At 41.4% G+C, this 26,687-nt stretch carries 28 protein-coding genes, 2 pseudogenes and 1 riboswitch; of the genes and pseudogenes, 20 read left to right on the top strand and 10 right to left on the bottom strand.

Translation table 11 applies throughout. From position 1 onward, the window contains the following. Positions 1–106 precede the first annotated feature (106 nt). A complete protein-coding gene (locus VK080_RS15940; RefSeq protein ID WP_349254632.1) occupies positions 107–469 on the top strand; it encodes a four-helix bundle copper-binding protein in 363 nt (120 codons plus the stop codon). 203 nt (positions 470–672) lie between these two features. Here VK080_RS15940 and VK080_RS00505 read toward each other — a convergent pair whose 3' ends face one another. Continuing rightward, complete coding sequence (locus tag VK080_RS00505; protein ID WP_324222839.1) at positions 673–915, bottom strand: hypothetical protein; 243 nt, start codon at positions 913–915, stop codon at positions 673–675. Positions 916–1,573: 658 nt separating this feature from the next. Between VK080_RS00505 and VK080_RS00500 the strand changes: the two genes are divergently transcribed. Then, entirely contained in the window at positions 1,574–1,867 is a 294-nt protein-coding gene (locus VK080_RS00500) for a DUF378 domain-containing protein (RefSeq protein WP_324222838.1), read from the top strand. A gap of 150 nt (positions 1,868–2,017) precedes the next feature. Further along, positions 2,018–2,686, top strand: a complete 669-nt coding sequence (locus VK080_RS00495; RefSeq protein WP_324222837.1) for a hypothetical protein — start codon at positions 2,018–2,020, stop codon at positions 2,684–2,686. A 317-nt stretch (positions 2,687–3,003) separates the two neighbouring features. Here the strand turns inward: VK080_RS00495 and VK080_RS00490 are convergent, their stop codons facing one another. Next, positions 3,004–3,942, bottom strand: a complete 939-nt coding sequence (locus VK080_RS00490; RefSeq protein WP_324222836.1) for an AEC family transporter — start codon at positions 3,940–3,942, stop codon at positions 3,004–3,006. A gap of 289 nt (positions 3,943–4,231) precedes the next feature. On the opposite strand from VK080_RS00490, the gene VK080_RS00485 reads away from it, so the two are divergent. Both VK080_RS00485 and VK080_RS00480 read left to right on the top strand, forming a co-directional pair. Continuing rightward, positions 4,232–4,654, top strand: a complete 423-nt coding sequence (locus VK080_RS00485) for a pyridoxamine 5'-phosphate oxidase family protein (RefSeq protein WP_324222835.1) — start codon at positions 4,232–4,234, stop codon at positions 4,652–4,654. A gap of 123 nt (positions 4,655–4,777) precedes the next feature. Next, on the top strand, positions 4,778–5,203 hold the full coding sequence (locus VK080_RS00480; protein ID WP_324222834.1) for a YugN family protein: 426 nt from the start codon (positions 4,778–4,780) through the stop codon (positions 5,201–5,203). Between the two features lie 121 nt (positions 5,204–5,324). Here the strand turns inward: VK080_RS00480 and VK080_RS00475 are convergent, their stop codons facing one another. Together VK080_RS00475 and VK080_RS15960 are read right to left on the bottom strand one after the other, a co-directional pair. Further along, positions 5,325–5,555 carry a tyrosine-type recombinase/integrase gene (locus VK080_RS00475; RefSeq protein ID WP_324222833.1) on the bottom strand — a complete coding sequence of 77 codons (231 nt, stop codon included), beginning with the start codon at positions 5,553–5,555 and terminating at the stop codon, positions 5,325–5,327. 40 nt (positions 5,556–5,595) lie between these two features. Further along, positions 5,596–5,760: a hypothetical protein gene (locus VK080_RS15960; RefSeq protein WP_414672196.1), complete on the bottom strand. Its 165-nt coding sequence runs from the start codon at positions 5,758–5,760 to the stop codon at positions 5,596–5,598. Positions 5,761–6,114: 354 nt separating this feature from the next. On the opposite strand from VK080_RS15960, the gene VK080_RS00470 reads away from it, so the two are divergent. Both VK080_RS00470 and VK080_RS00465 read left to right on the top strand, forming a co-directional pair. Next, positions 6,115–6,564, top strand: a complete 450-nt coding sequence (locus tag VK080_RS00470) for a MarR family transcriptional regulator (protein ID WP_324222832.1) — start codon at positions 6,115–6,117, stop codon at positions 6,562–6,564. A gap of 446 nt (positions 6,565–7,010) precedes the next feature. After that, positions 7,011–7,631 (top strand): annotated as a pseudogene (locus VK080_RS00465) (ring-cleaving dioxygenase); the annotation flags it as partial. 48 nt (positions 7,632–7,679) lie between these two features. Here VK080_RS00465 and VK080_RS15955 read toward each other — a convergent pair. Further along, a pseudogene (locus VK080_RS15955) lies at positions 7,680–7,904 on the bottom strand (twin-arginine translocase TatA/TatE family subunit). Positions 7,905–8,213: 309 nt separating this feature from the next. Between VK080_RS15955 and VK080_RS00455 the strand changes: the two are divergent. Then, entirely contained in the window at positions 8,214–8,648 is a 435-nt protein-coding gene (locus tag VK080_RS00455) for an amidohydrolase family protein (RefSeq protein WP_324222830.1), read from the top strand. Beyond that, positions 8,635–8,883 (top strand): amidohydrolase family protein, encoded by a 249-nt coding sequence (locus VK080_RS00450; RefSeq protein WP_324222829.1) that lies wholly within the window; start codon positions 8,635–8,637, stop codon positions 8,881–8,883. The genes VK080_RS00455 and VK080_RS00450 overlap by 14 nt, the downstream gene beginning before the upstream one ends. A 288-nt stretch (positions 8,884–9,171) precedes the next feature. On the opposite strand, the gene VK080_RS00445 is transcribed toward VK080_RS00450, so the two are convergent. Next, positions 9,172–10,329 carry an ArgE/DapE family deacylase gene (locus tag VK080_RS00445; RefSeq protein ID WP_324222828.1) on the bottom strand — a complete coding sequence of 386 codons (1,158 nt, stop codon included), beginning with the start codon at positions 10,327–10,329 and terminating at the stop codon, positions 9,172–9,174. Between the two features lie 190 nt (positions 10,330–10,519). Here VK080_RS00445 and VK080_RS00440 point away from each other — a divergent pair, with 190 nt between their 5' ends. From VK080_RS00440 to VK080_RS00420, 5 genes are all read left to right on the top strand, one after another. Continuing rightward, positions 10,520–11,119 carry a trimeric intracellular cation channel family protein gene (locus VK080_RS00440; protein WP_324222827.1) on the top strand — a complete coding sequence of 200 codons (600 nt, stop codon included), beginning with the start codon at positions 10,520–10,522 and terminating at the stop codon, positions 11,117–11,119. Positions 11,120–11,611: 492 nt separating this feature from the next. Next, complete coding sequence (locus tag VK080_RS00435) at positions 11,612–12,997, top strand: DHA2 family efflux MFS transporter permease subunit (RefSeq protein WP_324222826.1); 1,386 nt, start codon at positions 11,612–11,614, stop codon at positions 12,995–12,997. A 293-nt stretch (positions 12,998–13,290) separates the two neighbouring features. Then, the gene (locus VK080_RS00430; RefSeq protein ID WP_324222825.1) at positions 13,291–14,292 is read left to right on the top strand and encodes an ABC transporter substrate-binding protein; all 1,002 of its coding nucleotides are present in this window, start codon (positions 13,291–13,293) and stop codon (positions 14,290–14,292) included. Between the two features lie 75 nt (positions 14,293–14,367). Further along, a complete protein-coding gene (locus VK080_RS00425; protein WP_324222824.1) occupies positions 14,368–15,354 on the top strand; it encodes an ABC transporter permease in 987 nt (328 codons plus the stop codon). Continuing rightward, the gene (locus VK080_RS00420) at positions 15,354–16,148 is read left to right on the top strand and encodes an ABC transporter ATP-binding protein (protein ID WP_324222823.1); all 795 of its coding nucleotides are present in this window, start codon (positions 15,354–15,356) and stop codon (positions 16,146–16,148) included. Before VK080_RS00425 ends, VK080_RS00420 begins: the two co-directional genes overlap by 1 nt. A 125-nt stretch (positions 16,149–16,273) precedes the next feature. Here the strand turns inward: VK080_RS00420 and VK080_RS00415 are convergent, their stop codons facing one another. From VK080_RS00415 to VK080_RS00400, 4 genes are read right to left on the bottom strand one after another with little or no spacing between them, the layout of a single operon-like run. Next, positions 16,274–16,684, bottom strand: coding sequence for a DUF3021 domain-containing protein (locus tag VK080_RS00415; protein WP_324222822.1), 411 nt, complete (start codon positions 16,682–16,684; stop codon positions 16,274–16,276). Then, on the bottom strand, positions 16,674–17,135 hold the full coding sequence (locus VK080_RS00410; RefSeq protein ID WP_324222821.1) for a LytTR family DNA-binding domain-containing protein: 462 nt from the start codon (positions 17,133–17,135) through the stop codon (positions 16,674–16,676). Before VK080_RS00410 ends, VK080_RS00415 begins: the two co-directional genes overlap by 11 nt. Positions 17,136–17,155: 20 nt before the next feature. After that, entirely contained in the window at positions 17,156–17,902 is a 747-nt protein-coding gene (locus tag VK080_RS00405; RefSeq protein ID WP_324222820.1) for an ABC transporter permease, read from the bottom strand. Between the two features lie 26 nt (positions 17,903–17,928). Next, entirely contained in the window at positions 17,929–18,819 is an 891-nt protein-coding gene (locus VK080_RS00400; protein WP_324222819.1) for an ABC transporter ATP-binding protein, read from the bottom strand. Positions 18,820–19,090: 271 nt separating this feature from the next. Further along, positions 19,091–19,198: riboswitch (TPP riboswitch) on the top strand. A gap of 92 nt (positions 19,199–19,290) precedes the next feature. On the opposite strand from VK080_RS00400, the gene VK080_RS00395 reads away from it, so the two are divergent. The 6 genes from VK080_RS00395 to VK080_RS00370 all read left to right on the top strand — a co-directional run bounded on the left by VK080_RS00395 (position 19,291) and on the right by VK080_RS00370 (position 26,339). Then, a complete protein-coding gene (locus tag VK080_RS00395) occupies positions 19,291–19,884 on the top strand; it encodes a YkoF family thiamine/hydroxymethylpyrimidine-binding protein (RefSeq protein ID WP_324222818.1) in 594 nt (197 codons plus the stop codon). Between the two features lie 13 nt (positions 19,885–19,897). Next, positions 19,898–20,503 (top strand): ECF transporter S component, encoded by a 606-nt coding sequence (locus VK080_RS00390; RefSeq protein WP_324222817.1) that lies wholly within the window; start codon positions 19,898–19,900, stop codon positions 20,501–20,503. Beyond that, complete coding sequence (locus VK080_RS00385; protein WP_324222816.1) at positions 20,490–22,085, top strand: ABC transporter ATP-binding protein; 1,596 nt, start codon at positions 20,490–20,492, stop codon at positions 22,083–22,085. Before VK080_RS00390 ends, VK080_RS00385 begins: the two co-directional genes overlap by 14 nt. Next, a complete protein-coding gene (locus tag VK080_RS00380; protein WP_324222815.1) occupies positions 22,069–22,848 on the top strand; it encodes an energy-coupling factor transporter transmembrane component T in 780 nt (259 codons plus the stop codon). Before VK080_RS00385 ends, VK080_RS00380 begins: the two co-directional genes overlap by 17 nt. A gap of 706 nt (positions 22,849–23,554) precedes the next feature. Beyond that, positions 23,555–24,130: a TetR/AcrR family transcriptional regulator gene (locus tag VK080_RS00375; protein ID WP_324222814.1), complete on the top strand. Its 576-nt coding sequence runs from the start codon at positions 23,555–23,557 to the stop codon at positions 24,128–24,130. Between the two features lie 103 nt (positions 24,131–24,233). Continuing rightward, the gene (locus VK080_RS00370) at positions 24,234–26,339 is read left to right on the top strand and encodes an MMPL family transporter (RefSeq protein ID WP_324222813.1); all 2,106 of its coding nucleotides are present in this window, start codon (positions 24,234–24,236) and stop codon (positions 26,337–26,339) included. The last annotated feature ends 348 nt before the right edge of the window (positions 26,340–26,687 follow it).

Here is a 26,687-nt window from a genome sequence, read left to right as displayed (position 1 = left end):
CTTTTTAAGGTGCTTATATTGACATTTGTATGAGGGTGATAATATTTGAGATAATAACTTAAATTCATATAACTGCTCATGATGGACAAAATAGTGAGGACTTATCATGAAAGGAGAATGCCTAATGGGCGTATTATCAACATCACCAACCGCTATGGATAACTGTATTGAAGCGTGCCTTAAATGCATGCGAGCTTGTGAGGAATGTACGATGGCTTGTTTTCAGGAGCCGGATGTGCAGGCTCGTGCAACATGCATCCAAACGTTAAATGACTGTGCGGAAATATGTGCGCAAGCGGGGCAATATATGTCCAGAAGTAGTACATTTTCAGCTCAATTTTGCGGTGTATGCGCGAATGTCTGTGAGCAATGTGCCACAGAATGTGAAAAATTTAAAGATACCCATTGCCAAGAATGTGCAGCTATATGCCGGCAATGTGCTGAAGCGTGCCGGAAAATGGCCGGCTGATCAAATATTGCGTGCAGAAAGCATTTGGATTTTCTGCACGTTATATTTTAAATCATCGTAGGTTTCTATGATCATTCCATCAATTCCACAACGAGTTTTTCTCTCTTCATTTTGTGACAACTCAACAAATACTTGAACAATATGTCACGGTTATTTCCCCTCGATAATCGCTCCTGAGAGTTCTAATCCTTTTAAAAGAATTGCTAGGATAAATAATCCAAATAGGGATGTTTTAATACGAAAACAGTTGCTTGACTGGATTGCTTTCGAACTAAATCTTCAGTCATATATAGTACGAGCAGTAACGTCATAGTCACGATAAGGGCCACTATTTTTATGATGGAATCAGGGTGTGTAATGGCCAACATATCTCTGAGCATGGCCCCCATCATGGCTCCCATTAATCCGGAAAGCATACCGTCAATGACCGCAGGCAGTCCAATCACCTATGTGACATTTTTAATTGTCACATAAAAGTAACTAGAAAAAATAAACACACGAAACAAAACGAATGTACGTTCTCCTTATGGGGGTTGATTTTCTTAAGCGAATACTAGAAAAACAGTCGTATGAAACACCCTAAAAATAAGTCAAGTACGGGCGGCATGATGTAAGCATGCTCCCACGCCCTTAATGACGGGGGTTTGCATCTACGCAAAACTAAAAATGTCACAAGAAAGTACAATGTCGTTTAAAATGTCATGTAAAAAGGACGTTTTCGTATAAGTGTTTCACTTTTGCGAAAGCGTCCTTTTTTCATTACATTCATTACATAGATTTTTAAAGATGTTTTCGGAGAACCTAAATGACCGGCAGCGAACTTTTCTCCTTCGCTTTAAAAAGAAATGTAATGCTGAACTTATTAAAAGATTATTTTGCTAGTATGTGATGCCCACACACGTTGTATAAAATCTGTATGAGTCAATTGTGAAGTGTTAAGATAAGAAAACGCACAAAACGATTAACAAAAAAATTGTATAAAAAAAATATTAACTCAAATAACTAAAATGGAACGCGCCTCACTGGATGAAGTTTCACGTTATTTGGAAGGTTCCATAATGGTACAAAAGAAAAACAGTCTATCTTAAGTTAGGGGGTGTAACAATGAGAACGATTCAACGTATCGCCTTAGTATTAGTCATCATCGGTGCGCTTAATTGGGGGTTAATTGGATTGTTTCAATGGGATTTAGTAGCAACACTTTTTGGTGGACAGGATGCCGCATTGTCGAGAGTCGTGTATACACTTGTTGGAATCGGTGCTTTGTTCTGCCTGCCATTATTATTTGATCCGATGCATGAAGAAGATCATGGTAATGACCGAGCAAGGAGATCCGGGAATTTAAATTACGCTACGGAATTCAGTGAAGAAAATGAGCCGTTTCGTAATAAGGAATGAAACTTCAACACCGCATGTAAGATGACATGAGACTGTCGCTAAAGTTGGTATTTGCGACAGTCTCATTTACTGAAACAGGAATATCAATTTTGTTGTTACTATGACATTAAAATAATTCGCATTTATTAACTTATATAAAGGAGAGGTGCTTTGGATACATTTCTTTATTTCTTTTATTCAGCTGCCTACCTTGCTTTGTTTGTTTGGAGTATAAAAATTACCCCAAATACACAATTCTGGTCACTGCGTTCGTTTATTTATTTAGTTTTCATTGGTTTAATTTTTGATAATACAGTAGTCGCAGTTGGCAGGTTTGCAGGAGAAGGGGATTTATTAGAAATTCTTAATCTGTTGCGTTACTGGATTCATGCATTTTTCACGCCAACACTGGTTCTTTTTTCACTTGGTGTTTTAAGATCTGCCGGAATAAAAGGGCTAAACAATAAGTTTGCCTTTTATGGTACTGTACTCTTTACAAGTATACTGATCGTTCTGGAAGTTCTTACAGAAATTAGAGGATTGAAATTAATGCCTGAATGGAAATATGGCGTGTTGCGTTATGTACCAATAGAGGATACCTCTGGACCGCCCCTCATGATTTTGCTGGTAACATTGGTGCTCGTTATTTCCGGTGTACTATTGTGGAAATTTGATGGATGGGCTTGGATGTTTATAGGCGCTATTATAATGACGTTGGGAAGTGCTGTGCCTGTACCTGTAAATAGTTCGGCCATCACAAATGGATTTGAAGTTTTATTAACCATATCTTTAGTCGCAACTAAAGCTTATCAAGAGCGGCTTGATAGAAAGCAGTTATAAGCTTTTATAACCATCTATTATACTGTTGCTCACATTGTTTCAAGGTATTTGAGAGATAGGAGGCAGAAATAAAGCTTTAACCAAAAAGAGAAATAAAACAACGATTGTGGTGACACACGATACGGTTACTTGACTATTGTGATAATGTGTATGTCATCACTGACGGTGAAATGCGTTTGCAGCAGCCAGGCGCAGTGAACAACTAATAAAGGGATAGACGTGCTGTCACGGAATAAGACCGCTCACTTCCTACCTTTATAGAATAGCGAGCGTTTTATTCATGGTAAGTTGTCATGCTTGAAATGCTTTCCATCTGGCTATGCATATATCAGGTGTAAAACAACATATAAGAATGGAATCGTGAGGATACATAATAGACTGGAAACCATGACACCCAAAGAAGCAAAATGTGTGTCGGCTCCGAATTTTTGTGCATAAAGAGATATCGTTGGAGCGGAGGGCATTCCGGATGTAAGAACAGCTATCATGAGTAAAGAAAATGGAACAGAAAAAGTTGTAAAAAAGATCAGCAGCAGCGGAATGATGAGAAGCTTTGCCATTGCAGCTTGCCATATATAAATGTTTTTCATCATGGATGCAAGGTCTTTATAAGTTATATTGGCGATTAAGCTGCCAATTAAAATCATCGAAAGCGGAACCGTCATTTTCCCGACACTTTCAAACGTGTTTGCCATCATACCAGGCCAGCTGATGGGAAGAAACAAAACCAGCATGCCGGTCAAAGTGGAAAGCACGCCAGGATTTAAAAATATTTTCCCCCAGTCTATCTGCGCTTTATCTTTCGTGAATAAGTAAATGCCATACGTCCATATGAGGATGAAATAAATCATATTAAACATGGTTAAATAAACAATACCCTGCTCTCCAAAAACAGCAAAGATAATTGCAAAACCAATATATCCCTGATTACCAAAGATAATAAGTCCTTCATAAACGCTCTTCTGCCTATCTGAAAGTTTTGAGCGGTTCCGCATCCATCGAGCAAGAAAAATGGACATCAGCAGGATGTAAGCAGACATGCTCAAGAGCAAAAGGAATTCTTTTATTAAGGAAAATGAAAAGGGAATATCCAATGAAAATAAAATGAGGGCAGGAAGTGTGACATATAAAATGAGCTGTGTCAGTACATGATTGGTGTTCTGATTTAAAACGCCTTTTTTCCGTACCATAAATCCGATCAGCGCAATCATATAAAGATGAACCATCTCCTGAAGAAACGCCCATGCTGAATCCATGACAATCACTCCTCTGCTGTACTATATGAGCAAATACCTTAATTGGTTTATGCAGAGGATGACTTCCTGTGCTCAACCAAGGATCAACATCACGTGTTTTTTATCTTCTGCCTCGTGGTTATATCTGACAACTCGAATAAATTGTTAATCATTAAATCAAGATCATGTATTATTTCCTTTCACAGGTTAATAATACGAATAAATATTTTTTCTCCTTAAAGGCGAACTGGATCATTCCGATACCTATTATTTGGAAATAATCGACTGTTGAATGGAAGGAGTGCACCAATTGAGCCAGCAGGAATTGAAATCGGCTGTTGAAAAAATTATAGATGATAACGCTGTTGGTACAATGGCGACTGTTAAACAGGATAAACCACATTCAAGATATATGACATTTATCCGAAAAGGTTTAAAGCTTTATACAGCAACAAGCATAGCAACACATAAATCAGAGGAGATCAAAGCAAACCCATACACTCATATATTATTAGGCTATGAGGGGGAAGGGTTTGGTGATGAATATGTGGAGTATGAAGGAAGAGCCGCTATAAACAGTAGCGTTGAGCTAAAACAGGAATTGTGGAACTCATACATGGAGCACTGGTTTAATGGACCGGATGATTCAAACTATATTGTGCTGGAGATTATACCAGTTACGATAAGAATTATGAATAAAAAAGGAGCTGAGCCAAAAACGGTAGAGTTTTAGCGAGGATTGGACAAGTATTTGGATTGGTATTCAAATGGGTGTTTTTAGTATAGGTTTCGGGGTATTTCACGCCACCATTTGGTTAAACCTAATCATGATATCTTAATCGAGGAGTGAAGGTATATGTTAAAACTGGAAACGGAAATTGAAGGGAAGAAAGCCTATTTTGGTGATGTGTACAGAATGTTTCGGTCCAATGGATACACACTTTGCGGAAATTGGGAATATGACCGCGGGAAATTCGATATGGTCCTGTGCCGGGAAGGCGGCGAGACGATCTATATCAGAATCCCGTTTGACGTCATTGAAGGGGAACTTGACAGTGCTAATGCCTATTTGGAATTCCGGACGCCATACGTTATCAAGCATGTCGTTAACACCGGACTGGACTGGGATGCAAATTCATTGCTGACAACAACAGGCTTCAATCAGTTCCAAACACCTGTTGACAAGGATGGTAACATAATTGATAAAAGTCGTTGGGAAGCGGCTGGTGAGCAGGAAATAGACAGAGTCATCAATTCGATTGAGGATTTGAAAATATCGTGATGGCACAGTACCCAGGAATGGCTGATTGAGGAAGGCAGAACTATAAGCTTTGTCTTCCTCTGTATTTTTATGAACAATATTGGTTTCTTTTTAACTGTTTTTGCTATTATATTAAAAGTTGTTAAATGTTAAGTTGACCACATTCTTTGGATTTGAGAGGCTTCTTTTTTCGATTTTTGTTACGTGCAAATACCTGTGTAGTCGTGTCATCATTAACGTGACCTAATCGTTCCATAATCTCTGGTAAACTGACTCCGGCTTCAGCTAAAAGTGAAGTATGTGTGCGGCGTAAGGAGTGCGGTGCAAAAACGAAATCTTTGTTATAATAAGAATCACGATACTGTATTTTCAATTTATTCTGTTGCGTTCGATGCCTTTTACTTTTTCCAGCACTACAAGTTCACCGGCTCAAAGTCCGGTTCTTCCAGGTGGGACAGTAATAACAGCTTGATATACGTGTAGGTCGTAAACTTTTTCGTATACCGATCCTGCCCAGTTTGCATAATTTGTTCTGAAAGGTTTTCAACATGAATGGGTGAAAACCATTTACTGAAGATGATAATAGTGTATGATTATCCATATTCGGATTTCCTTTATATTGGATTTGGACAACAACCACTACTTCCATAATAAAGGATTTTTTTATACCTGAAAACCTATATTTTGGATAATTGTAAGGATTATTAATTCGCCAGTGATAATGATAAATGTTTCTTCATCTATTTAGGTTTTAACAAAAAAAGAGTTGTCAATTCAACAACTCCTTTATATACTGGATTGTTAAAGAGGATGATGAAAAAGGGATATAAGCTGGTAGTTTGTACGATGTAAACTTTATTAGTAGTTGACAAGAGAAAGCAATTAATTATATAATTATCTCTAATTCGAGGTGTTGAAAAGGATTGATACGCATGACGAATCAAAAAGCGCAAGAAGAAGAATTGTCTCTAAAGTTATTTGTCGTTTTAAATCGAACTTTAGAATCAATTAAAAAACGTGTGGAAGAAGATATTAAATGTTTAGGACTAAACCCAACGGAGTTTGCTGTTTTGGAATTGATTTACAATAAAGGTGAACAACCTATCCAAAAAATCGGCGAGAAAGTCTTGATAGCAAGTAGTAGTATTACTTATGTAGTAGATAAGTTAGAAAAGAAAAAACTATTAGAGAGAAAACCATGTCCAGGTGATCGCCGTATTACCTTTGCAGCAATAACAGCAAAGGGTACCGAGTTAATGAACGAGATTTTCCCTCAACATAAAACGGCTATTCAAGAAATACTATCCGGTTTAGACACAAATGAAAAAGAGAACATGATTCAACAATTAAAAAAATTGGGATACTATGCAGAAGGTGTCTAAGTTTTTTTAATAAATATCTCGAATTAATAATAATTGAATTAAATTAAGATTGGATGTCGGGATAGCATGACTGGTTTATGTTTGTGAACTTGAAATGGAAACTCTGTTGCTTGATTAGTATCGAAAGGCTAAAGTCGTATTTCATCTCATAGAAGTGTGGAGAATTAAGTTGTTGGAGGAGATAAATTTACTTCGAATTAGAGATTAATGATTTCAAATTAAATTATTAAATATACTAAGATTAAACGTGAAGAATTTGGAATTAAACCTATCAGAATAACATATTAAACTAAAACCAATTTGTTCATTTTGTTCAAATTGGTTTATAAAAACAAATAAACCTTCAATTAGAGATATTTGAATTAATGATAAAGTACCTAAAAAACTTAGTAGGTTTTAGTTTGAAATGTCATCATAATAAATTTTAAGAGACAAGAAGAATTTATATGAAAAAGACAGAAGGGATACACCATATTACGGCAATCGTTGGCGATCCACAGGAAAATGTAGATTTTTATGCTGGTATTTTGGGGTTACGATTAGTGAAGAAAACAGTTAACTTTGATGATCCTGGTACGTATCATCTTTATTTCGGGAATGATGGCGGTAAGCCGGGAAGCATTATTACATTTTTCCCTTGGACGAATACCTATCAAGGAAAAATCGGCGGTGGACAAGTAGGGGTGACAACCTATGCCATTCCATCTGGCAAAATGTCTTATTGGGAAGGTCGATTGGAAAAATTCAATATTAACTATAAGAAATACGAACGATTTGGAGAAAAGTATTTACAATTTGAAGATTTCCATGGACTGCAACTGGAGCTTGTAGAACGAGCTGAAGGGGAACAAAACAACTGGACGTTTGGAGATGTTACGCCTGATGCAGCGATTAAAGGATTTGGTGGAGCGGTCCTATACTCCGTCAATCCAGACCAAACGATTCAAACACTTCGCGACATAATGGGTTTGGAAAAGGTTGGAGAAGAGGGCGATTTAATACGGTTTAAATCCTATGGTGATATCGGGAATGTTATTGATATTAAACGAACCCCTGTAGAACGGGGATTATTTTTTACCTTTCTTTTAATACATCTTTTTGTCCGACAATGAATATCAGAAAAAATATCTATACTTCACCGTCAAGGCGGAAACAACAAGCGTCATATTTTCAGTTTCCTGTGATGCTTCATCGCTTATGATATCATTGGTTGTCCGTTTGAATTCGGAAAGTGTTTTCCCGAATGCACCCCCCGATCTCGGGGAGCTTTTTGGGGCCAAAAATGATTAACGTAATAGCCGGACAATGATCCAGCCTGGAATACCTATGTTTGATAGCACTCATCGTACACCTTCTTTCTCGGGACTCTTTTTGCGAACATGCCGCCTTTTTTACTGTTGTTGGTAAAATTGGATCTACCCTTCTATGGCTTTAAACCTAATAGACATAACTAACGGAGCAGGTAGTCACTATGTATTACCTTTTACCCACGAAATAAAACGTTATTATTTTGATTTATTCCACATGAAGTTAGAATATAAGGTGGGAGATGAACGGTCTAATACGGGAAAACAATGATCTAACATTTGGTGAAACCGTCCAGAAGCGTCCGTTCTCTTTCCCAAGAAAAGAGAAGGAGTGGTTTACGAATGCTTTTAAAAAATGCAAAGCTCTATGGCCAGGAAGGCATATGGCATATTGACATTCAATCAGACCAAATACAAACCATTACGCCGGATACAAAAACCAACGATACGAGAGATGAAAACATCATTGATCTAAATGGAAAAATTGTATTGCCTCCTTATGTTGAGCCACATATTCATCTGGATTATGCACTTACAGCGGGAACGCCCAGATGGAATCAATCAGGGTCTGTATTTGAAGGAATCGAGATTTGGTCTGAACGAAAACAAGTCGTAAACGAAACAAAAGAGGATATTAAACAACGCGCTTTAAGTGCGATGAAAATGCAGCTAAAACATGGCATTCAGTATGTAAGAACACATGTTGATGTGAGTGACCCGACACTGAAAGGATTGGAAGCATTACTTTTTGCATGCCTGTCATATGACCGACCATGATCATATTGTGACTGCGCTCGATTTGATAACAACCAACGGGGCTAAAACGTTGTCAATTGAAAATGACTATGGTGTAAAAGAAGGGAACAAGGCGAATTTAATCGTCATTGATTCTGATTCTGAGTATGAGGCGATTCGCACACAAGCGCCGGTTCTTTATTCGATACGAAATGGTCAAATTATCGTGCAAACGAAACCTGCTGAAACAACCATGAATGTTTCAATTTTTCAGTAAATGGTTTCTGACGGAGTAGATCTATGCTTCCTGAATACGAAGGGCAGATTGTGGCATAAAAACATTTTTCGTAATATATAATGAGATCAATTATTAAACGTATTAACCCGCATTTTCAACGGAAGAATGCGGGTTTCAGTCGTTTAAAACAAATAACTTAATTTGACTGCTTCCTTATGAAATGGTATATGGCTTTTCACATCAGGATTTTAGTTAAATTTTCTAATGATATCGGAAAATTTCCCGGTTTGCATGTTTCCGGCCATTAAGCAGTGGTAATTGTAACCATCAAGAGTAAGCTAAAAATTTTTTGGCAATCTCCTTATAAAGGTTGATACTGTCGAGATATTTGTCAACCTCAACATACTCATCGGGCTGATGGGCAGTTGATGTTTCACCGGGCCCTAATACAACGATGGGGAATTTATTATTGGCATGTATAAATTGGGAACCATCTGTATAAGCTGTCACGCCTCCAAGTTCCGCTGAACCATCTGAAGCTTTTACAACATCTTGAACCAGTTGGACAAAAGGATCCTCACTGGAAGTTTTGACTGGTGATTGATCGTTCAATCTGTGGATGTCAGCCTTAAGATCAGGATACTTCTTTTTCGTGTTTTCGATAATCTGTTCTATTTGTTCAATAATTTGCTGATGATCCTGGGAAGGGACTGTTCGAATATCGATATTCGCAAAACATTGGTCAGGGACAACGTTTGTGTTCGATCCGCCTTTGATGACATCTACGCTGTATGTGGGAGCTCCCAACAGCTCGTCTTTTTCATAGGTTAATTCGAATGATTCTCCCAAAATCTGATGGATAATCTCGTTCATATGGGCAACGGCATTAATCCCACTGTCCGGCATCGAGCCATGAGCGGTTTTACCGTATGTGATAATTTGTGGCCATAAAGCCCCTTTGTGGGAAATTTTTATTTTATTTTTTGTCGGTTCCGCGATGATGAGGGCATCCAATTGATCAGCATAACCTTTTTCCGTCAGTTGACGGGATCCCACGGCACCTGTTTCTTCACCGATTGTTGCCAAAAGGTTGATTTCACCACTAAGTGGAAGACCTTCTTCTTTTAACGAAACCATGGCCATCGCGCAGGCAACGAGACCACTTTTCATATCACAAGCTCCACGTCCATAGATTTTTCCGTTTTTTTCTTCAGCTCCGAATGGGTCATGTTCCCATTCGTTTTCGCCTGGGGGCACAACATCCATATGACCGGTGAGGCCCAGTACCGGCCCATCTGTTTCGCCTCTTAAATAAGCAATGAGGTTCGCTCGGTTCTCGTCATATTCAACGAGTTCCGTCTCGATGCCATATTCATCAAAAAGGGCTTTTAACTTATTTGCGACCTCTGTTTCATTTCCAGGGGGATTGACACTGTTGATCTTAATGATATCCTTTAAAAGTGATTTGGCTTGTTCCTGATCCATTTTTTCACCTCGACACTAATTTAAACAATAGTTTCCTGCAAATCAGTCATTCTTATCCATGTTGGCGATTGGAAGTTGAGTGGTTTTGTTGATAATGAAACTTCCACCTGGTCAAGCTACAATGTCATCTTTAGTGTAGTATAAATGGGTGACCATAGAATGAGAATAACACAAAAAGGAATGAAATACATTGTTATGGGAAGTACTTAACGTTGTCGGTACCATTGCATTTGCAATCAGTGGTGCTATTATTGCGACGCAAGAGGATTATGACATTTTAGGCCTTTATGTTCTAGGGTTTGTGACGGCATTCGGAGGCAGTACGATCCGTAACTTATTGATTGGTATACCGATTGAATCCATTTGGACGCAAGGCAATTTATTCGTTGTCGTCTTTTTGGTGATGACTGTTGTTTTTCTATTACCGGATGCATGGATTCCATATTGGAACAGATGGGGAATTTTTTTTGATGCGATTGGTTTGGCGTCATTTGCCATTCAAGGGGCATTAAGTGCCGTTCAGGTCAATGCGCCGTTAAGTGCGATTCTTGTGGCAGCCACTTTGACTGGATGTGGCGGAGGGATGATAAGGGATGTTCTTGCAGGACGTAAGCCGATGGTTCTTCGCGAGGAGATTTACGCAATTTGGGCGACACTGGGGGGGTTAATCATTGGTCTTGACTTAATTAGTGGTCCCTGGACAACAGGTATTCTTTTTGTCACCATTGTTACATTAAGAATGTGTTCGGTTCGTTTTAAATGGCGTTTACCCCGATATCCAATATGGTGATGCTGCAGTTTTCCTATATTGGATTTACTAACAGAAATTGAGCGCTTGGGACTATGTCTAATATCTCCGTTATATTGTTATTACTGAAGAAGCTTTTGCTCTTCTGCAAGATATAAATCGCCTCATAAAGCTTATACTATTTAAGACTTATCTTTGAAAGGACGTTTTCGTATAAAACTAACTCTTGCGGAAGCGTCCTTTTTCATCGTTTTGGTTATATTAAAGTTGTTTGCAGACCATCCATGGCCGTTATCGACAATAGTGATACTCCGGAATTTGGAACAGATTAAATGAATCTTATATATGCGAAAGGGCAGTTTATTATTGCTCGATTGAAGAAACATGGTATGGTATGTAGTGTTATATTGTTAAAACTTTCTGCAAGGTCTGGATTTATCGTATCGTCCCTTGTGGTTTTTTATGAAAGGGGAATTGGGACCCAAAAAACTCTAAACCATCATACCTTTCCTGTTGCCAAAGGAGGGTCAGAATATGACGTCGACGAATCTATCACCATTACATAGACGTTTAATTGTTGGAACGACATTGTCTGCATCTTTTTTATCTGTTCTGACGCAGTTTCTGCTCATCACGGCTTTTCCAAAAATCATGATTGAATTTGAGATTAACTCAAGTGACGTTCAATGGCTGACGACCAGCTTTATGTTAACAGTAGCCATTCTTATCCCGATAACGGCTTATTTAATTGATCGATTAAAAACAAGAACATTAATGATGAGCGCGATGACCTTGTTTTTTACGGGGACATTGATTAGCTTCGTTGCACCTTCCTTTTCTATCTTAATTGCAGGACGCATTATTCAAGGAATGGGCTCCGGGATCATGATACCGTTAATGCAAACAATCATGTTTCTTATTTACCCCAAGGAAAAAAGAGGGTTTGCGATGGGGTTAGCCGGGCTCGTGATTAACGTTGCGCCCGCGATTGGCCCTCCGATATCCGGTCTTTTGATCAAATATTTCGAATGGCGTGCTTTGTTTCTCTTAACACTGCCGGTTGCAGCGTGCATTCTGCTTTTGGTTTTCTTATTTATGCGAAACATTACAGAGCAGCGGAAAACAGAAATTGACGTCTTATCCATTTTATTATCAATCATTGGTTTTGGTGGGATGCTTTACGGATTCAACAAAATAGAGGGGTCCGGACTGACTGACGCAGGCACACTTTCCAGTCTGATTGGAGGCGCGTTAGCGATAGGTTTATTTGTGCTTCGGCAGCTGCGGTTGAAGACGCCTATTTTAGAACTTCGTGTGCTTAAAGTACCTGTTTTTGCGCTTGTTGCGTTTATTTCCATCCTAGCTTTTAGTTTGCTGATTTCCATCGAGACAATGTTGCCGATGTATGTGCAGAACGCGCAGCAGTTTTCGGCTTATTACGGTGGCTTGATTGTTATGCCTGGCGCCTTGACACTCGCCGTCATGTCTCTTTTTGCAGGAAGACTATTCGATAAATACGGTGGTAAAATCATTGCGATTATTGGCTTTGTTTTGCTCTGTTTAAGTACACTCGGTTTTCATTTTATACTTGATCTTGATACGCCTTTCGTCATGACTATGGCCTTATTTATGATTCCCATGGCCGGTGTTGCGTTGATTAATATGCCAATCATGACTGCCGGGATCAATGCTTTGCCTGATGCTTTGATTCCTCATGGAACGGCCGTTATCAATACCGCCCGCCAATTTGGGGGATCGTTGGGATTGACATTTATTATTTCTTTTATCAGCAGGACTGCTGCTGACTCTGAAACATTGAATCCGTTTGATTACCTGAACGGTGTGAAAACTGCTTTTTTCGTCGCTTTTTTATTTGCCATTACTGGATTGATTCTCTCATTCTTTTTAGACAAAAAGTAGTAACCTGTTGAAAATAGCTACTGAATTACAAGAAACCCAGGTTTTAAAAAAGACGTTTCCGTATAATGGCGGAAGCGTTTTTTATTTTACAACCAAATGTTGTTAGTAATATGGCATTGAAAAAGAATCTTTACAGGGTACCATTCGCGTTAATGATTAAAAAACTTTAATACTTTAAAACGTGTATGTAATAAAATAAAAAAGTTTTTTCGGAATATTATCGATATTGGTTAAAAAGTATGCTATAATCACGTTTACTATTTACAAAATGAAAAACGAGGGGGAAAGAGCAGGTGAAAAAGCTTTTAAGTCTTTTTGCAGTTATATCGATATTATTATTAGCTGCTTGCGGCTCTGATGACGGGGCGTCAAGTGATGCCTCCGGTGAATCGGATACAGGAGAGGAAACCTATATGGTTGGCGCTACCCAAATTGTTGAGCATCCTTCTCTGGATGAAGCCTATAATGGATTTCAGGAAGCTTTGACAGATGCAGGGTTGGAAGTGGAATACGATTTTCAAAGTGCACAGAATGACCAGAATAATGTGAAGCCCATTTCGGATGGCTTTGTGGCAGATGGTGTGGATTTAATTTTTGCCAATTCGACGCCAAGTGCGCTTGGAGCATTACAGGCAACCAGCGATATTCCAATCGTCTTTACGTCGGTTACGGATGCTGTTGATGCCGAGCTGGTTCCTTCGATGGATGAAGCTGGGAGGAATATTACCGGTGTGGTGGATCTTCATCCGGAACAAATTGATGAAACGGTAGCATTTCTTGACGATAACTTTACCGACGCAAGTGTCGGAATGATCTACAATGCAGGGGAACAGAACTCCGTTAATCAGGTGGAGAGTGTCAAAACAGCAGCTGAGGGAACCGGTTTGTCTATTGAAGAGCGAACTGTAGCCAATTCGTCCGAGGTACAGCAAGCCGCCACTTCACTTGTAGAAGATGTTGACGTCTTTTATATCATTACCGACAATACCGTTGTCTCCGCCTTGGACAGTGTCGTTGGGGTAGCCAATGACCAGGATATTCCGCTGATTGTCGGAGAACCGGATTCCCTGGCAAAGGGCGGCTTTGCAACCTTTGGGATAGACTACCACACCATTGGCTATCGCACGGGTGAAATGGCTGCCGATATATTGACTGGGGAAAAAGAACCAAATGACATTCCGCCCGAATATCCGCCGGAAATCGAATTGTTCATCAATCAACAGGCGGCAGAGGAACAAGGTGTGGAATGGAAAGATGAATGGGACGAAGAAGCTCAGCTGGTGGAAACCGAATAATGTATTAATCACAGGAGCCGGGTGATGCTTGGCTCCCGTCTGTTTTAAAGTCATGAATAGTTTGGGAGGGAGAAGATGTTTTTATCACTATTTGGAGCAGTAGAATCTGGCGTCATTTATGCTCTAATGGCATTGGGGGTGTATTTGACTTTTCGCGTGCTTGACTTTCCTGATTTGACGGTGGATGGAAGTTTTGTAACAGGTGCAGCTGTCGCCGGAATTTCAATCATTCATGGCGTCCCTCCCATACTGGCAACGTTGTTTGCGGCCATAGCTGGATTCATGGCCGGTTGTGTCACGGGTGTTTTGCATACGAAGGGGAAGATCAATTCATTGCTGTCCGGGATTCTGATGATGACGGCCTTGTATTCGATTAATTTAAGGATACTTGGGCAGCCCACTTTATCCATGCTTGGTGAAAGTACGTTATTTACGCAGTTGCAGTCCTTGTGGAAGGGTACAGGTCTGGGTGCGTTTATGAATAACATGCTCGCTTTAATCGGATTGGCGCAAATGCCGGCAACCTGGGGGATCGTTGTGGTGATGACGGTCGTGACACTACTCATCAAGCTGGTAACAGATTATTATCTGAAGACAGAAGTCGGACTTGCACTGCGGGCCATCGGGGATAATAAGCGGATGATCCGGAGTCTGTCAGCCAATACCGACTCACTGACGATTATAGGTGTCGGCCTGTCGAATGGCCTGGTTGCACTTTCTGGCGGGTTCATTGCCCAGCATGGCGGCTTTGCCGATGTTAATATGGGGATCGGTATGATTGTGATTGGCCTGGCTTCTGTTATTATCGGTGAAGCACTATTTGGAACAAGGACGGTTGCCCGAGCGACGCTGGCAGTGATATTGGGAGCCATTATTTACCGGATAATTGTCACACTGGCACTTCGCGTGGATTTTCTGGAGACAGGGGATATGAAAGTCATTACAGCGGTGATTGTTATTGGTGCATTGGTGGCACCTAAGCTGATACAGGCCAGAAAAGAGAAAAAACGACGCCTGGCGAAACGGGATCAGCTTAGCAGCGAAGTGAAGGAGGTGTCGTGATGCTGGAAATGCGCAATATTTCGCTTACCTTTAATGAAAACACACCAGATGAGAAAAAAGCACTGAACGATGTGAATTTGACTTTAAAAAGTGGTGACTTCGTGACCGTCATCGGCAGTAATGGGGCAGGGAAATCGACTTTGATGAATATCATTTCCGGGTCTTTGATTCCGGATGTGGGCGATGTTTTAATCAGCGGTAAGCAAGTCGTCCATCTGCCTGAATATAAACGGTCATCATTGATCGGAAGGGTGTTCCAGGATCCGATGGCAGGTACAGCACCTTCCATGACCATTGAGGAAAATTTGGCGATGGCCTATTCAAGGAATAAAAAACGCAAACTTCGGCTTGGGGTAAACAAGAAGCGACGAAAGATGTTCCGCGATTATCTGGCAACACTAAATATTGGGCTGGAGGATCGGCTGACAGCTAAGGTCGGTCTGTTGTCCGGCGGGGAAAGGCAAGCATTATCACTCCTAATGACGACCTTCACTGAGCCGGATATTCTGCTGCTTGATGAACATACGGCCGCATTGGATCCATCCCGGGCGGCGTTGATCACGAGATTGACCGGTGATGTCGTCAGGAATGCCGGGCTGACGACATTAATGGTAACCCATAACATGCAGCAGGCACTAGATTTAGGAAACAGGCTGATCATGATGGATAAAGGACAGATCGTTTTCGAGGCAAGCGGGGAAAAGAAACACAAACTGACAGTAGAGGATTTGCTGCATGAGTTTAAAAGTATCCGTGAGTCACAGTTTGAAGATGACCAGGCTGTCCTTGGCTGAACGGGTGTTGAAATGGAAGGGCATTATTTTGTGAAACACTGAATCTGAAAGAATGGGACGTACTTTAGTTAACAGGAAAAGTACGTCCTTTTGATGATCCTTGAGATTGCCACGGCCCGGTATCGTCACTCTTTTTTCGGCAGATTGGCATTCATCGAAGCTTCCACTTTTTTGTAGTACAGATAGTATCCGGTCCAGAAAATGGTATAAATGAATATGAAAATTAAACTAGTCTCTATAATGGCCGGTATGGTGAATGGGATCCACCCGACAGACAGAGCAACCGCAAAGTAAAAGACAATCGAAATGATAAAATGAGTAACCGTTTGCTGTAAAAGACTCCAGTCATTATCACTAAAGATAAACGAAGACAATCCAAAGTAAATCCCGATAATAAAAGAACAGAGCATATAAAGCCATATTTGTGAGATGGAAGCATCCGTGTCAGTGAATTTTAAAATGGTAAGTGCAATGAATGTAATAATACCGCCATACGCTATCCCAATCATGCTTCTTCTCATTGCTTCAACGATCATCTGACTGCCCTCCCATCGCCAGCCTGTTTTTGATTGGTGCTACATATTTTCGTGTAATATACTCTTTATTTCCGGAATGAAAGTAAACACAGAGATTACCGTTAAATGACAATTCAAAACGTTCGATTTGGTTAAGATTACCGATCACTGATTTGGAAAAACGCATAAAGTTATGAGGGGCTAAAATGTCTTCCACTTCATAGAGTTTCATCCTTATTTCAACACTGCGACTTCCGATGGCTGCGAAAATTCTCCTCTTTTCAGCATACACAAAATCAATATCGTGTGGGTCAAGCAATACCGTTTGATCAGATTCAACCCCAAATAACCGCTTCCGGTTTTTTCGCTTAATCATAGCGACGATTTCTTCCAGTTCTTCAGACCATTCATTCGTCTGAATCGTGATGGATGGTTCTGTGTGTGTATCATCGATATCAATGTTCACCTTCATCATCATGCCCCCAGTTTCATCTATCCCTTTGCCCGCCTGAGAAATTTCGGGTACCGCAATAAGGCTGCGATAAAACCTGCTAGACCAAAGCCCGAAAGAATGAGTGATGTCTGAATAAGCTTAGTCACTTGAAGTGCGCCTGTCATGGCATCCTGAAAAGCCTGGTGAGCCCAATACTGCGGTAAAAGCGCGCTGATCGTCTGGAGAATGTCCGGCATCATGTCCGTTGGCATCCAGAGTCCGCCAAGCAAGGCGCCACCCAGAGCGAGAACCTGTGTCAGAGCGATTCCCATGTTGTTGGTTTTGACAATGACAGCAAGCGCCAATCCAATTCCTGTTACCATAAACGTTAACAGTACAGATAAAATCAGCAAATGTACTGGCTGCTCCAGAGAAATATCATAGACAAGTTTTCCAAATAACAGCAATATCATAACCTGTGTCAACACAATATACATGTAAGGTATCCATTTACCCAGTAAATATAAATACGGTGATAGCGGTGTGCTGGCTATTCTGGCAACCATGCCAATATTTCTGTCTTTAATAAATGATTCGGTCATTGATATCATAATAAAGAAAACAAACATGATTGTATACCCAGGGACAATCGATAAAATCACTTGCCGGCTTTCTGTTTCGCCTACGCCGGAAGTGAATACAGCAATAAATAAAACGGTGAAAATGATCGGCAGAATCAGTGTCCAAAATAAAAGTCCCCGATCCTGCAGATTTTTCTTTAATTCCAAGTTAATCATGGCATTCATTGACTTTCTCTCCCTTCTTTGTTTGCCTAATCCCGCAGCCGACTTCCTGTTAATGAAAAGAAAACATCCTCGAGCCGCGGCTTAACAAGTTCCAGCCGTTCTATTCCACCATCGTTATGTTTACAGAAGCTGATCACTTTTTCCATGGCACTAAGCGGGTCACTGGTTGTTATCAAATGACCACCATTCTTGCTTGTGACCGAACAATCATGTTCTATTTCATCTGGAAGACAACGGCGCCCTTTAACATAAATGGAAGGGACAGCATGTTTCTGCAATATGTTCTCAATCGTGCCATTTTCTACAATTTGCCCATGATCGATAAAAGCTGCTTCATCACATAACTGCTCGATTTCTTCCATGTAGTGGCTGGCATAAACAATCGTACAGCCATCGTTTTTTAATTGTTCAATCATTTGAAAAATATAATGGCGCGATTGCGGATCAATACCTACCGTCGGCTCATCCATGATAATCAAGTTCGGTTTGTGCATGATGGCACAGCCAATATTTAAACGGCGCTTCATGCCACCAGAAAAGGTCTGCACTTTATTTTTTCCGCTTTCTGTCAGCCCGATTTCGGATAAGACCTCATTTACCCGGATTTTTAACGTATTGCTGCGCAATCCGTAAAGCTTTCCAAAAAAATTTAAATTATCTCGAGCCGTCACCGTTTCCTCCAAAGAAATCACCTGGGGCACATAACCAATTCGCAGTCTGTTATGGGAAAACTGAATATTACCATCATAATCGTGAATAATTGAAGCGATCATTTTAATTAATGTGGATTTGCCTGCTCCATTAGGACCGACAAACCCATAACAAATGCCTGACGGGACGTGCAATGAAACATTCGCTAACGCCAGATTATCACCATAATGTTTATTAATATTATTTACGGTCAGCAATGTAACCACCTGCCTTTCGTTGTTTATTTAATTATGGCAGAATGTGAAGTCAATTTCGCTATAAGATGTATAACACGTTGGATTTCATGATTAAGATAGAATAAATGTCGTATGTAGGAAAAAACACGTTATGATGACCCATGATTGAACTAAGATGGCTAATGCGGATTTTCGATAATGACTGGAGTCTATTAAAAAACCATTCATGTTTACAACCTGTAATGTCTTTACAAAATTCATAAATTTTATTATTCTTAAGATACAAGAAAACTGCATAACCGACAAGCACTAGGGGAGCTGCCTGTAGCGGCGGCTGAGAGGATATTGTATCTGACCCTTTGAACCCGATCTGGGTAATACCAGCGTGGGGAAGTGCAGTTCACGATATGAGTACCTAAGTCTCAGTAAAGTATACGTGTAAACTGCATTCCCGCGGGAGTGCAGTTTTTTTGTGTGATTAAAACAAGGAGGAGGAAAAACATGACGCGTAACAGTTGTGGAACAAGCAGAATTACGGGATGTCAGTTCACTCTGTTTCCGATGAGTGACAAGTTCGTTGATATTATTCTGGGGTCGCTGGATGAGGTGGATACATCAAAAGTATGGAAGGATACCGATGATGTGAGCACCTGCGTTCGTGGAAAAATGGTGCATGTTTTCGATGTGGTCAAAGCGCTTTTCCTGCATGCGGCAAAGACGGGGGAACATGTAGCGATGAGTGGTACGTTTTCCATCGGATGTCCGGGGGATACAGAGGCGGATTCCTATATGGACGAAACGGATACACCGCTGAATGAAGCGAAATCAAGCGACATCACCCAGGAAGCTGGATGTAAATTTTCCCTTTACCCGATGGGGAGAGAGGATTATATGGATGCGATTTATGAACAGATCGATCTTTCTAAACAGCGTGGTGTGGAAGTGAGCCATGCGCATTATGCGACGCGGCTTGATGGGGATGTGAAGGATATCTTCCGTGCGATGGTGCAATCTTTTGACAGTGTACAGCAGAAGGTTTCCCATGTAATCATGAGTTTCACCATTTCGGCAAACAGTCCGTCGAATAAGACATAAGGAGGATGCATTCATGACGAAGCAATGGAAATTGAAAGAAATTGTTCTCATGTCCATTCTTGGGGTGGTCTTCGGGGTTATTTATCTATTATTCTTCCTGGTTGGCGAGGGAATTCGCAATGTTCTCGCACCATTCGGTCTGGCGCCGTTTGGTTATGAGGTTATCTATGGCGTCTGGTTCATTGTCGCGATTATGGCGGCCTATATCCTGCGCAAGCCCGGGGTTGCTTTTACTGCAGAATTGATTGCAGGTGTGATCGAAGTTCTGCTCGGTTCAGCGGCAGGCCCCGGTCTGCTTCTTTCTGCTGCTATCCAGGGGGCGGGGGCGGAGCTTGTATTCGCCCTTACCGGATGGAAAGATTATCGGCTGCGGATTCTTGTCCTGTCAGGTATATCCACTGCTGTGGTCAGTTTTGCCTGGCATTTGTATTCGGCCGGTATGATTGCCCTTGCACCATGGTTGATTGTCTCAACATTGATTGTACGGATTATTAGTGCCGCCCTGATCTCTGGGGTTTTTGGCAAATGGCTCAGTGACCAGCTCGCGAGGACCGGTGTTCTTCGAGGCTATGCTTTAGGTAAAGAATTGCAGAGGAAGCGGACATATGAAAGTGCTTAAGAAAAGGCAGAAGCCGATAATAGAGGTGCGTAATTTTTCTTTTTCCTATGGGGAAATCGATGAACAACGGTTGTTCAATGGTCTTGACTTTAAGCTGAATCAAAATGAGGTAACACTTTTGATGGGAGCAAGCGGATCAGGGAAAAGCAGTCTGGCTCTTTGTCTTAACGGACTCTATCCGGAAGCCGTCGAAGGGACGTGTTCCGGGGATATCCTTTTCTTTGGACAACATATCCAGGAATACGGGAAGGGTGAACTGACCCAGCAAATTGGCATTGTTTTTCAGGATCCGGAAAGCCAGTTTTGCATGATTACGGTGGAGGATGAACTGGCGTTCACGCTGGAAAACAGAAAGGTACCCGCTTCCGATATTCGTGGAAGAATTGAATCGGTGCTGAGAGCTGTCGGGATGGAAGGTTTTAATCAGCATAAGATTCATGAGCTGTCGGGCGGTCAGAAACAAAAGATCGCCCTCGCTTCAGTACTTCTGCTTGATCTGGAATTACTGATTTTGGATGAACCGACGGCGTATCTGGATCCGATATCAAGCTTTGAATTTATTGAGCTCGTGGAGAGGATACAAGCGGAACAGCAGATATCAGTTTTGATTATCGAGCATCAAGCTGAGGACTGGCTTCGGCTGATCGAACGGGTATTGGTAATCGGCCGTGATGGGACACTTTTGGCCGATAATACACCAGATCGCCTGTTCTCAGAACAAAAGCAGATTCTGGAACGAGAAGGCGTCTTTTTACCAGGAGAATACTCCAACAGTCCTGTATACCGGGAAAGATGGAATTGGGACATGAAGTCAGATGAAAAAGTGCTTTCAGTCCGTGATTTGTCTTTTTCCCGTGGAAAACAAAACGTGTTGAAGAACGTGAATATGGATGTTTATAGCGGGGAGTTTGTTGCTGTTGCCGGAGAGAACGGAGCGGGGAAATCGACCTTGCTTCAACTGTTAGCCGGACTTCTGGAACCAGACGGAGGGGATATCTCAATGTTTGAACGCCCGCTTCGAAAATGGCAGGAGAACGATCTGCGGAAACGTATGGGTTTTGTCTTCCAGAATCCGGAACATCAGTTTATAACGGATACCGTCTATGAGGAGTTGGTGTTCGGGATGAAGCTCAACGGCTATGCCAAAGAGGAGATGGAAAGTGCCGCTGGTGATCTGATGGCGCAATTTCATTTGAAAGAACATCGTCATAGCAATCCATTTGCTTTAAGCGGTGGACAGAAGCGGCGTTTGAGTGTGGCGACCGTACTTGATGAGACACCTGATATCCTTTTGTTTGATGAGCCGACGTTCGGCCAGGACGCCGCCACAACGGTTGAGTTAATGAATTATGTCATGGGGTTGAAAGCGAAGGGGAAGGCAATTATTTTCGTCACCCATGATATGAATATTTTAGATGCCGCCGACCAAGTTGTTATTCTGACACGGGGAGAAGTGGCATTCGCCGGCACACCGAATGCTTTGTGGGAGAAAGGGAAACTGCTTTTCGAAGCCAGGCTGCGATTGCCGGCAAGGCTCCGTCAAAAGCAGCAGGAAGGTGAGATTTATGATCTCATCCATTAACCCGTCGATCAAAATGGTTGCCGTCTTCATTCCGGGAATACTGCTCGGACTCACGTATGATGTCTTCACGCCGTTATTGTATTTTATATTTATTCTGACCGTCACGTTTACCATGACCGATATTCCGATTTTCCGCTGGCTGAAACTGTTCAGCCCATTTCTCATCCTTGCTCTGGGGTTTGCCTGGATGACCATGCTTTATGCCAATCAGACCTTTTCCGGCGGTGATGAAATCTTTAGCCTATGGGTCTTTGAAGTGACCGCCGGCAGCTTTCAGACAGGGGTGAGTGTTGGACTCCGATCGCTCTGTTTCGGTGCGCTGTCTCTGATGTTCATTCTGACGACGGACTCGACGAAATTGATGCTCAGCTTCATGCAGCAATTCAGGCTACCGCCGAAAATTACATACGGCATACTGGCTGGTTACCGCTTCCTGCCAGTATTCCAGCATGAGCTGCAGATACTCAAGCAGGCACACCGCATCCGTGGTGTCGTTCGGGCGCGCGGAATTAAAGGAAGGCTCAATCAGTTCCGGCGTTATGCCATTCCACTTCTGGCCAATGGCATTCGGAAAGCGGAGCGTGTCTCCATTGCGATGGAATCCAAGGGCTTCACCGGTGACACTGATCGCACGCATTATCATAGAATGACTGTCGAAAAGCGTGACTGGCTGTTCTTTGCATTAATGATCGGGGTTTTGCTTGGCGTCTTTGCTTTGTCATATTACTTAGGCTATTTGCGTATATTTGGAAGACAGTTTTAAAAGGGGGATAAGTGAAACTTCAATCAGTGGGGGATTCTTCTATTCCCCACTGATTGTTAGTTGAACAGAATTGTCCCGGCTCCCAACTGAACCAAAGCCCTGTCCTTCTTCATTCGACGAAACAAGAAGCGATGGCTGTTGATAGATGAGTAATCATTCTTTGTCACCATCTGGACCGTGAACCTGGTGTTTTCTTTTTTTAGTAAGTGATGATATGGTTTATTATGTTGTTAGTATAGAATGATAAGGAAAGGAGATAACATGATGCCGGTCAACCTGCCTGCCATGCAAATTTATAAGCTGAACGCTATTTCCAGTGCTCTGTTTTTCCTGGCAAGTTTCATAACAAGCTTAATGACAGCTGTTAAGTTTCAAACAATGCTTATTCTTACACTCATTGTCATTATTTATTGGATTCTGGCTATTGTTATTACGGGGTTATACAAAACATCTAGAAATATTAAGCAGATACATCTTAAAACATTCATCAGTCTCGTTGTCATAATGATCGTGTTCGGTCTTCAACAGCTTCTGTTTATTAAAATACCATTTTCAGCAAGTTCTGTTTTTTTCGCTTTTAGTTTCGTATTTTTGACATTAATGCATACCCTGTTTTTCCGATCAAAATTTGAGAGATGATTGGTCTGTAATTGAATCGTTGATTTGAGCTGAACAATGGTAATACATTTAAAGCGGGAGTGACTTTATGGCACGCGAACGGAAATTTACCCGGGAGTCATTGTTTGAGGCCACGAAGGAATTATTGCTGGAACTTGGCTTTGAGGGTTTTACATTCAGTCAGCTGGCTGAGCGTCTTAATGTGTCGCGGTCGGCTTTGTACAAATACTATCAAAATAAAGATGAACTGGTTATGGACTACATGCTTTACCACATGCATCAATTTATGGAAGATTTAAAGGATATTGAAACATATAACGGTTTTACAGCACAGTTTAATCATTTAATCCGATTAATGTACAGGCATAGCAGAATCCATCAAATTCTAAAAGCTTCACAGTATATACCTGCTAATGCCAATACGAAAATGAAAGAAAGCAAGGAACGTCTTGACAGGATGCATGATGACATGTACACACAGCTGCAGGGTTTTATTGAAAGGGGCAGAAAAGAAAAGATTCTGAAACCGGACATTCCGGCTGACCTTATCTTGGTGTTTATTTTTCAGCTGGTCGAAATCCCCAATCGTTCAAATATTTCCCGTGAAGAATGGATTGAGCAGGTGACCAGAATATTAAGTCATGGAATGTTCACAGAAACTTAGTTGACACATGTGTCACTTTAAGGAATACTGATAAGTGACATGTATGTCATTTGTTTGGATGAAAGTGACACATGTGTTCCCTGCTGAAAAGGAGTTTACATAAATGAATCGATTATTACAAGCAATCACAGACCGTGTGACAACGAAAAAAGGAATGTGGATTACGCTATCAATCTGGCTGATTGGAACGCTGCTGCTTGCTGTCCTTGCCCCGAGCGCCAGAGACTATCAGGTATCCAGCATCAAATCGATTCCCGATGATGCGCAATCGGTCATTGCCCAAAATAAGATAGATAACTATTTTGGCGACAATGATGGTGTTCCGGGTATACTGGTGTTCCAGAGCGATGATGGGAAGATCGAGCAATCGGAACTTGCCGGCTTTATAGATACGGTTACACAGGAAGATGTTGAAGGCCTTAAGGGAATGGTTCCTCTTGCGGACATACCGCCACAGGCTGCCAGACAGTTCTTTTCCGAAGATGAAACAACGGCCATGATACCATTGACGTTTGATGCGTCTTTGGAAAATAGCGAAATTAAAAGTTCAATTGACAAAATAAATGATCTATCTCAAGAAAGTTTGGACATGACAATGAAAGTCACGGGTCCTGCCGCCATTGGTGCCGATACAGTTGAACTGTTTTCCCGGGCGGATATTGTTCTGATCATGTCTACCGTTGGAATCATCCTAGTATTATTGGTTGTTATTTATCGTTCACCTTTTCTGGCCTTGATACCATTAGTGGGTGCTGCGTTTGTTTATGAAGCTGTGAACCAGATACTTGGACTTATGGGGAAAGCAGGGCTGGCTATAGGACAGCAGTCGTTTTCAATTATGACGATTTTGCTGTTTGCCGCGCTTATTGACTATTCACTCTTTGTGTTCTCGCGCTATCGGGAAGCGTTAAAACAGCAGGAAAATAAATACGAATCTATGAAGTTTGCGATGAGAGGTACGGGAACGCCGATCTTTTATTCAGGCGGCACGGTCCTTGCTGCCATGCTTGTTTTATTCTTTGCCGAGTTTGGTGAATACCGTAATTTTGCACCAATATTCGGTATAGCCATTGCAATCGTCTTAATGGCATCACTGACGCTTGTTCCTGCATTGTTCACTTTGCTTGGCCGGAAATCATTCTGGCCGAAAGTGCCGCGTGTCGGTAATGATCAAGTTAAGGCGGGTTCACTGTGGCGTAAAGTTGGCCGGTTCGTGACAGGAAAACCTGTTATATCCGTCGTCCTCATTGGTATCTTTCTGCTGATTTCGGCAAGCAATGTGTTAAACCTTGAATATGAGTTTAATACAATGAAGTCATTTCCTGACGATATGCCGTCAAGAGAAGGTTATGAGATTCTGGAACAGAAATTTGAACCGGGTGTTCTTGCACCCGCAACGGTATTATTGGAAACAAACGAAGCAGTCAGTGAAGAAGAACGGCAGACGCTGAAGGATAATCTGTCTGAACAGTCGCTGGTCAGCAGCGTCCGTATTCAAAATATAACCGATAATCAGGAAGCAATCTCCTATCAAATGACATTTGGTGCGAATCCATATTCAGCTGAAACAATGGATGCGCTGGAAGGAATGATTAATAATTCTGAAGACATTCTGGAGGACAGCCATATACAGGGTGATTTGTATTTTGCCGGGGAAACGGCGACATCAGTTGATGATCGTTCATTAAACAACCGGGATTTGATTGTTATCGTCATACTGGAAACCGTATTGATATTTGGCATGCTCATCTTTCTAACGCAATCATTCAAAATGCCGTTGTATATGATGGGGTCCATCCTTGTCTCCTTTCTGGCAGCGCTCGGATTGGGCACATTTTTGACAGATCTTTTCTTTGACATTGACACGGTCAGCAACCGTGTACCGCTTTATTCATTCGTGTTCCTTGTGGCACTCGGCATTGATTATAATATTATGCTCGTTTCACGATTCATGGAGGAGCGAGAGAAACACCCTGTTAAAAAAGCGATTGAAAAGGCTGTTGCCAATACGGGCGGCGTCATATCGTCTGCAGGTATCATTCTTGCGGCAACATTCAGTGTTCTGATGACACAGCCAATTCAATTGCTGTTCGTGTTCGGGTTTATTGTGGCAGTCGGCATTTTGATGGACACATTCCTGATAAGGGGTGTGCTGCTTCCGGGATTGCTTGTATTGTTTGAGAAAGATAAAGATCGGGAGCGTGCATGAATGACTTTGCGGCAGAACAGATTGATCCGGAAGTTTAACAGAACGTGGCAGTTAATTCACGACGCTTCAGGCAACAGATATGACCGAAGAAGTATTCTATGCTGTCAACCAGCTGCAAAATGTTGATGTGAGTGACATCATCGTCCGCCCGAATAATCAATGAACAGAAATAGGCGTGAAATTCTGAATAAAAATCAGGGATATTTGCAAACATCCCTGATTTTTTATGTCTGACAGCAATGAAGTCCTGGTCTTGATTGGATAACACGCATTTATAACATAAAATCATATTTTTATATATTTATGCCACATTTTTCCCATGATCGTGCCGTTATGACTGTGTATGAT

Origin of the sequence: Lentibacillus sp. (assembly GCF_035301925.1) — a bacterium.
Taxonomy (GTDB): domain Bacteria; phylum Bacillota; class Bacilli; order Bacillales; family Amphibacillaceae; genus Lentibacillus.
Note: the sequence above shows the minus strand (reverse complement) of the source record. Positions and strands in the feature narration are given on the sequence as shown.

What these genes read in the sequence shown, in the direction of transcription:
- VK080_RS00445 (WP_324222828.1), bottom strand. Translation starts at nt 10,329, where the DNA reads ATGGATCAGGAACAAGCCAAATCACTTTTAAAGGATATCATTAAGATC.
- VK080_RS00375 (WP_324222814.1), top strand. Translation starts at nt 23,555, where the DNA reads ATGGCACGCGAACGGAAATTTACCCGGGAGTCATTGTTTGAGGCCACG.
- VK080_RS00480 (WP_324222834.1), top strand. Translation starts at nt 4,778, where the DNA reads ATGTTAAAACTGGAAACGGAAATTGAAGGGAAGAAAGCCTATTTTGGT.
- VK080_RS00385 (WP_324222816.1), top strand. Translation starts at nt 20,490, where the DNA reads ATGAAAGTGCTTAAGAAAAGGCAGAAGCCGATAATAGAGGTGCGTAAT.
- VK080_RS00410 (WP_324222821.1), bottom strand. Translation starts at nt 17,135, where the DNA reads ATGAAGGTGAACATTGATATCGATGATACACACACAGAACCATCCATC.
- VK080_RS00390 (WP_324222817.1), top strand. Translation starts at nt 19,898, where the DNA reads ATGACGAAGCAATGGAAATTGAAAGAAATTGTTCTCATGTCCATTCTT.
- VK080_RS00455 (WP_324222830.1), top strand. Translation starts at nt 8,214, where the DNA reads ATGCTTTTAAAAAATGCAAAGCTCTATGGCCAGGAAGGCATATGGCAT.
- VK080_RS00500 (WP_324222838.1), top strand. Translation starts at nt 1,574, where the DNA reads ATGAGAACGATTCAACGTATCGCCTTAGTATTAGTCATCATCGGTGCG.
- VK080_RS15940 (WP_349254632.1), top strand. Translation starts at nt 107, where the DNA reads ATGAAAGGAGAATGCCTAATGGGCGTATTATCAACATCACCAACCGCT.
- VK080_RS00435 (WP_324222826.1), top strand. Translation starts at nt 11,612, where the DNA reads ATGACGTCGACGAATCTATCACCATTACATAGACGTTTAATTGTTGGA.
- VK080_RS00380 (WP_324222815.1), top strand. Translation starts at nt 22,069, where the DNA reads ATGATCTCATCCATTAACCCGTCGATCAAAATGGTTGCCGTCTTCATT.
- VK080_RS00370 (WP_324222813.1), top strand. Translation starts at nt 24,234, where the DNA reads ATGAATCGATTATTACAAGCAATCACAGACCGTGTGACAACGAAAAAA.
- VK080_RS00405 (WP_324222820.1), bottom strand. Translation starts at nt 17,902, where the DNA reads ATGAATGCCATGATTAACTTGGAATTAAAGAAAAATCTGCAGGATCGG.
- VK080_RS00450 (WP_324222829.1), top strand. Translation starts at nt 8,635, where the DNA reads ATGACCGACCATGATCATATTGTGACTGCGCTCGATTTGATAACAACC.
- VK080_RS00470 (WP_324222832.1), top strand. Translation starts at nt 6,115, where the DNA reads ATGACGAATCAAAAAGCGCAAGAAGAAGAATTGTCTCTAAAGTTATTT.
- VK080_RS00395 (WP_324222818.1), top strand. Translation starts at nt 19,291, where the DNA reads ATGACGCGTAACAGTTGTGGAACAAGCAGAATTACGGGATGTCAGTTC.
- VK080_RS00490 (WP_324222836.1), bottom strand. Translation starts at nt 3,942, where the DNA reads ATGGATTCAGCATGGGCGTTTCTTCAGGAGATGGTTCATCTTTATATG.
- VK080_RS00415 (WP_324222822.1), bottom strand. Translation starts at nt 16,684, where the DNA reads ATGATCGTTGAAGCAATGAGAAGAAGCATGATTGGGATAGCGTATGGC.
- VK080_RS00425 (WP_324222824.1), top strand. Translation starts at nt 14,368, where the DNA reads ATGTTTTTATCACTATTTGGAGCAGTAGAATCTGGCGTCATTTATGCT.
- VK080_RS00420 (WP_324222823.1), top strand. Translation starts at nt 15,354, where the DNA reads ATGCTGGAAATGCGCAATATTTCGCTTACCTTTAATGAAAACACACCA.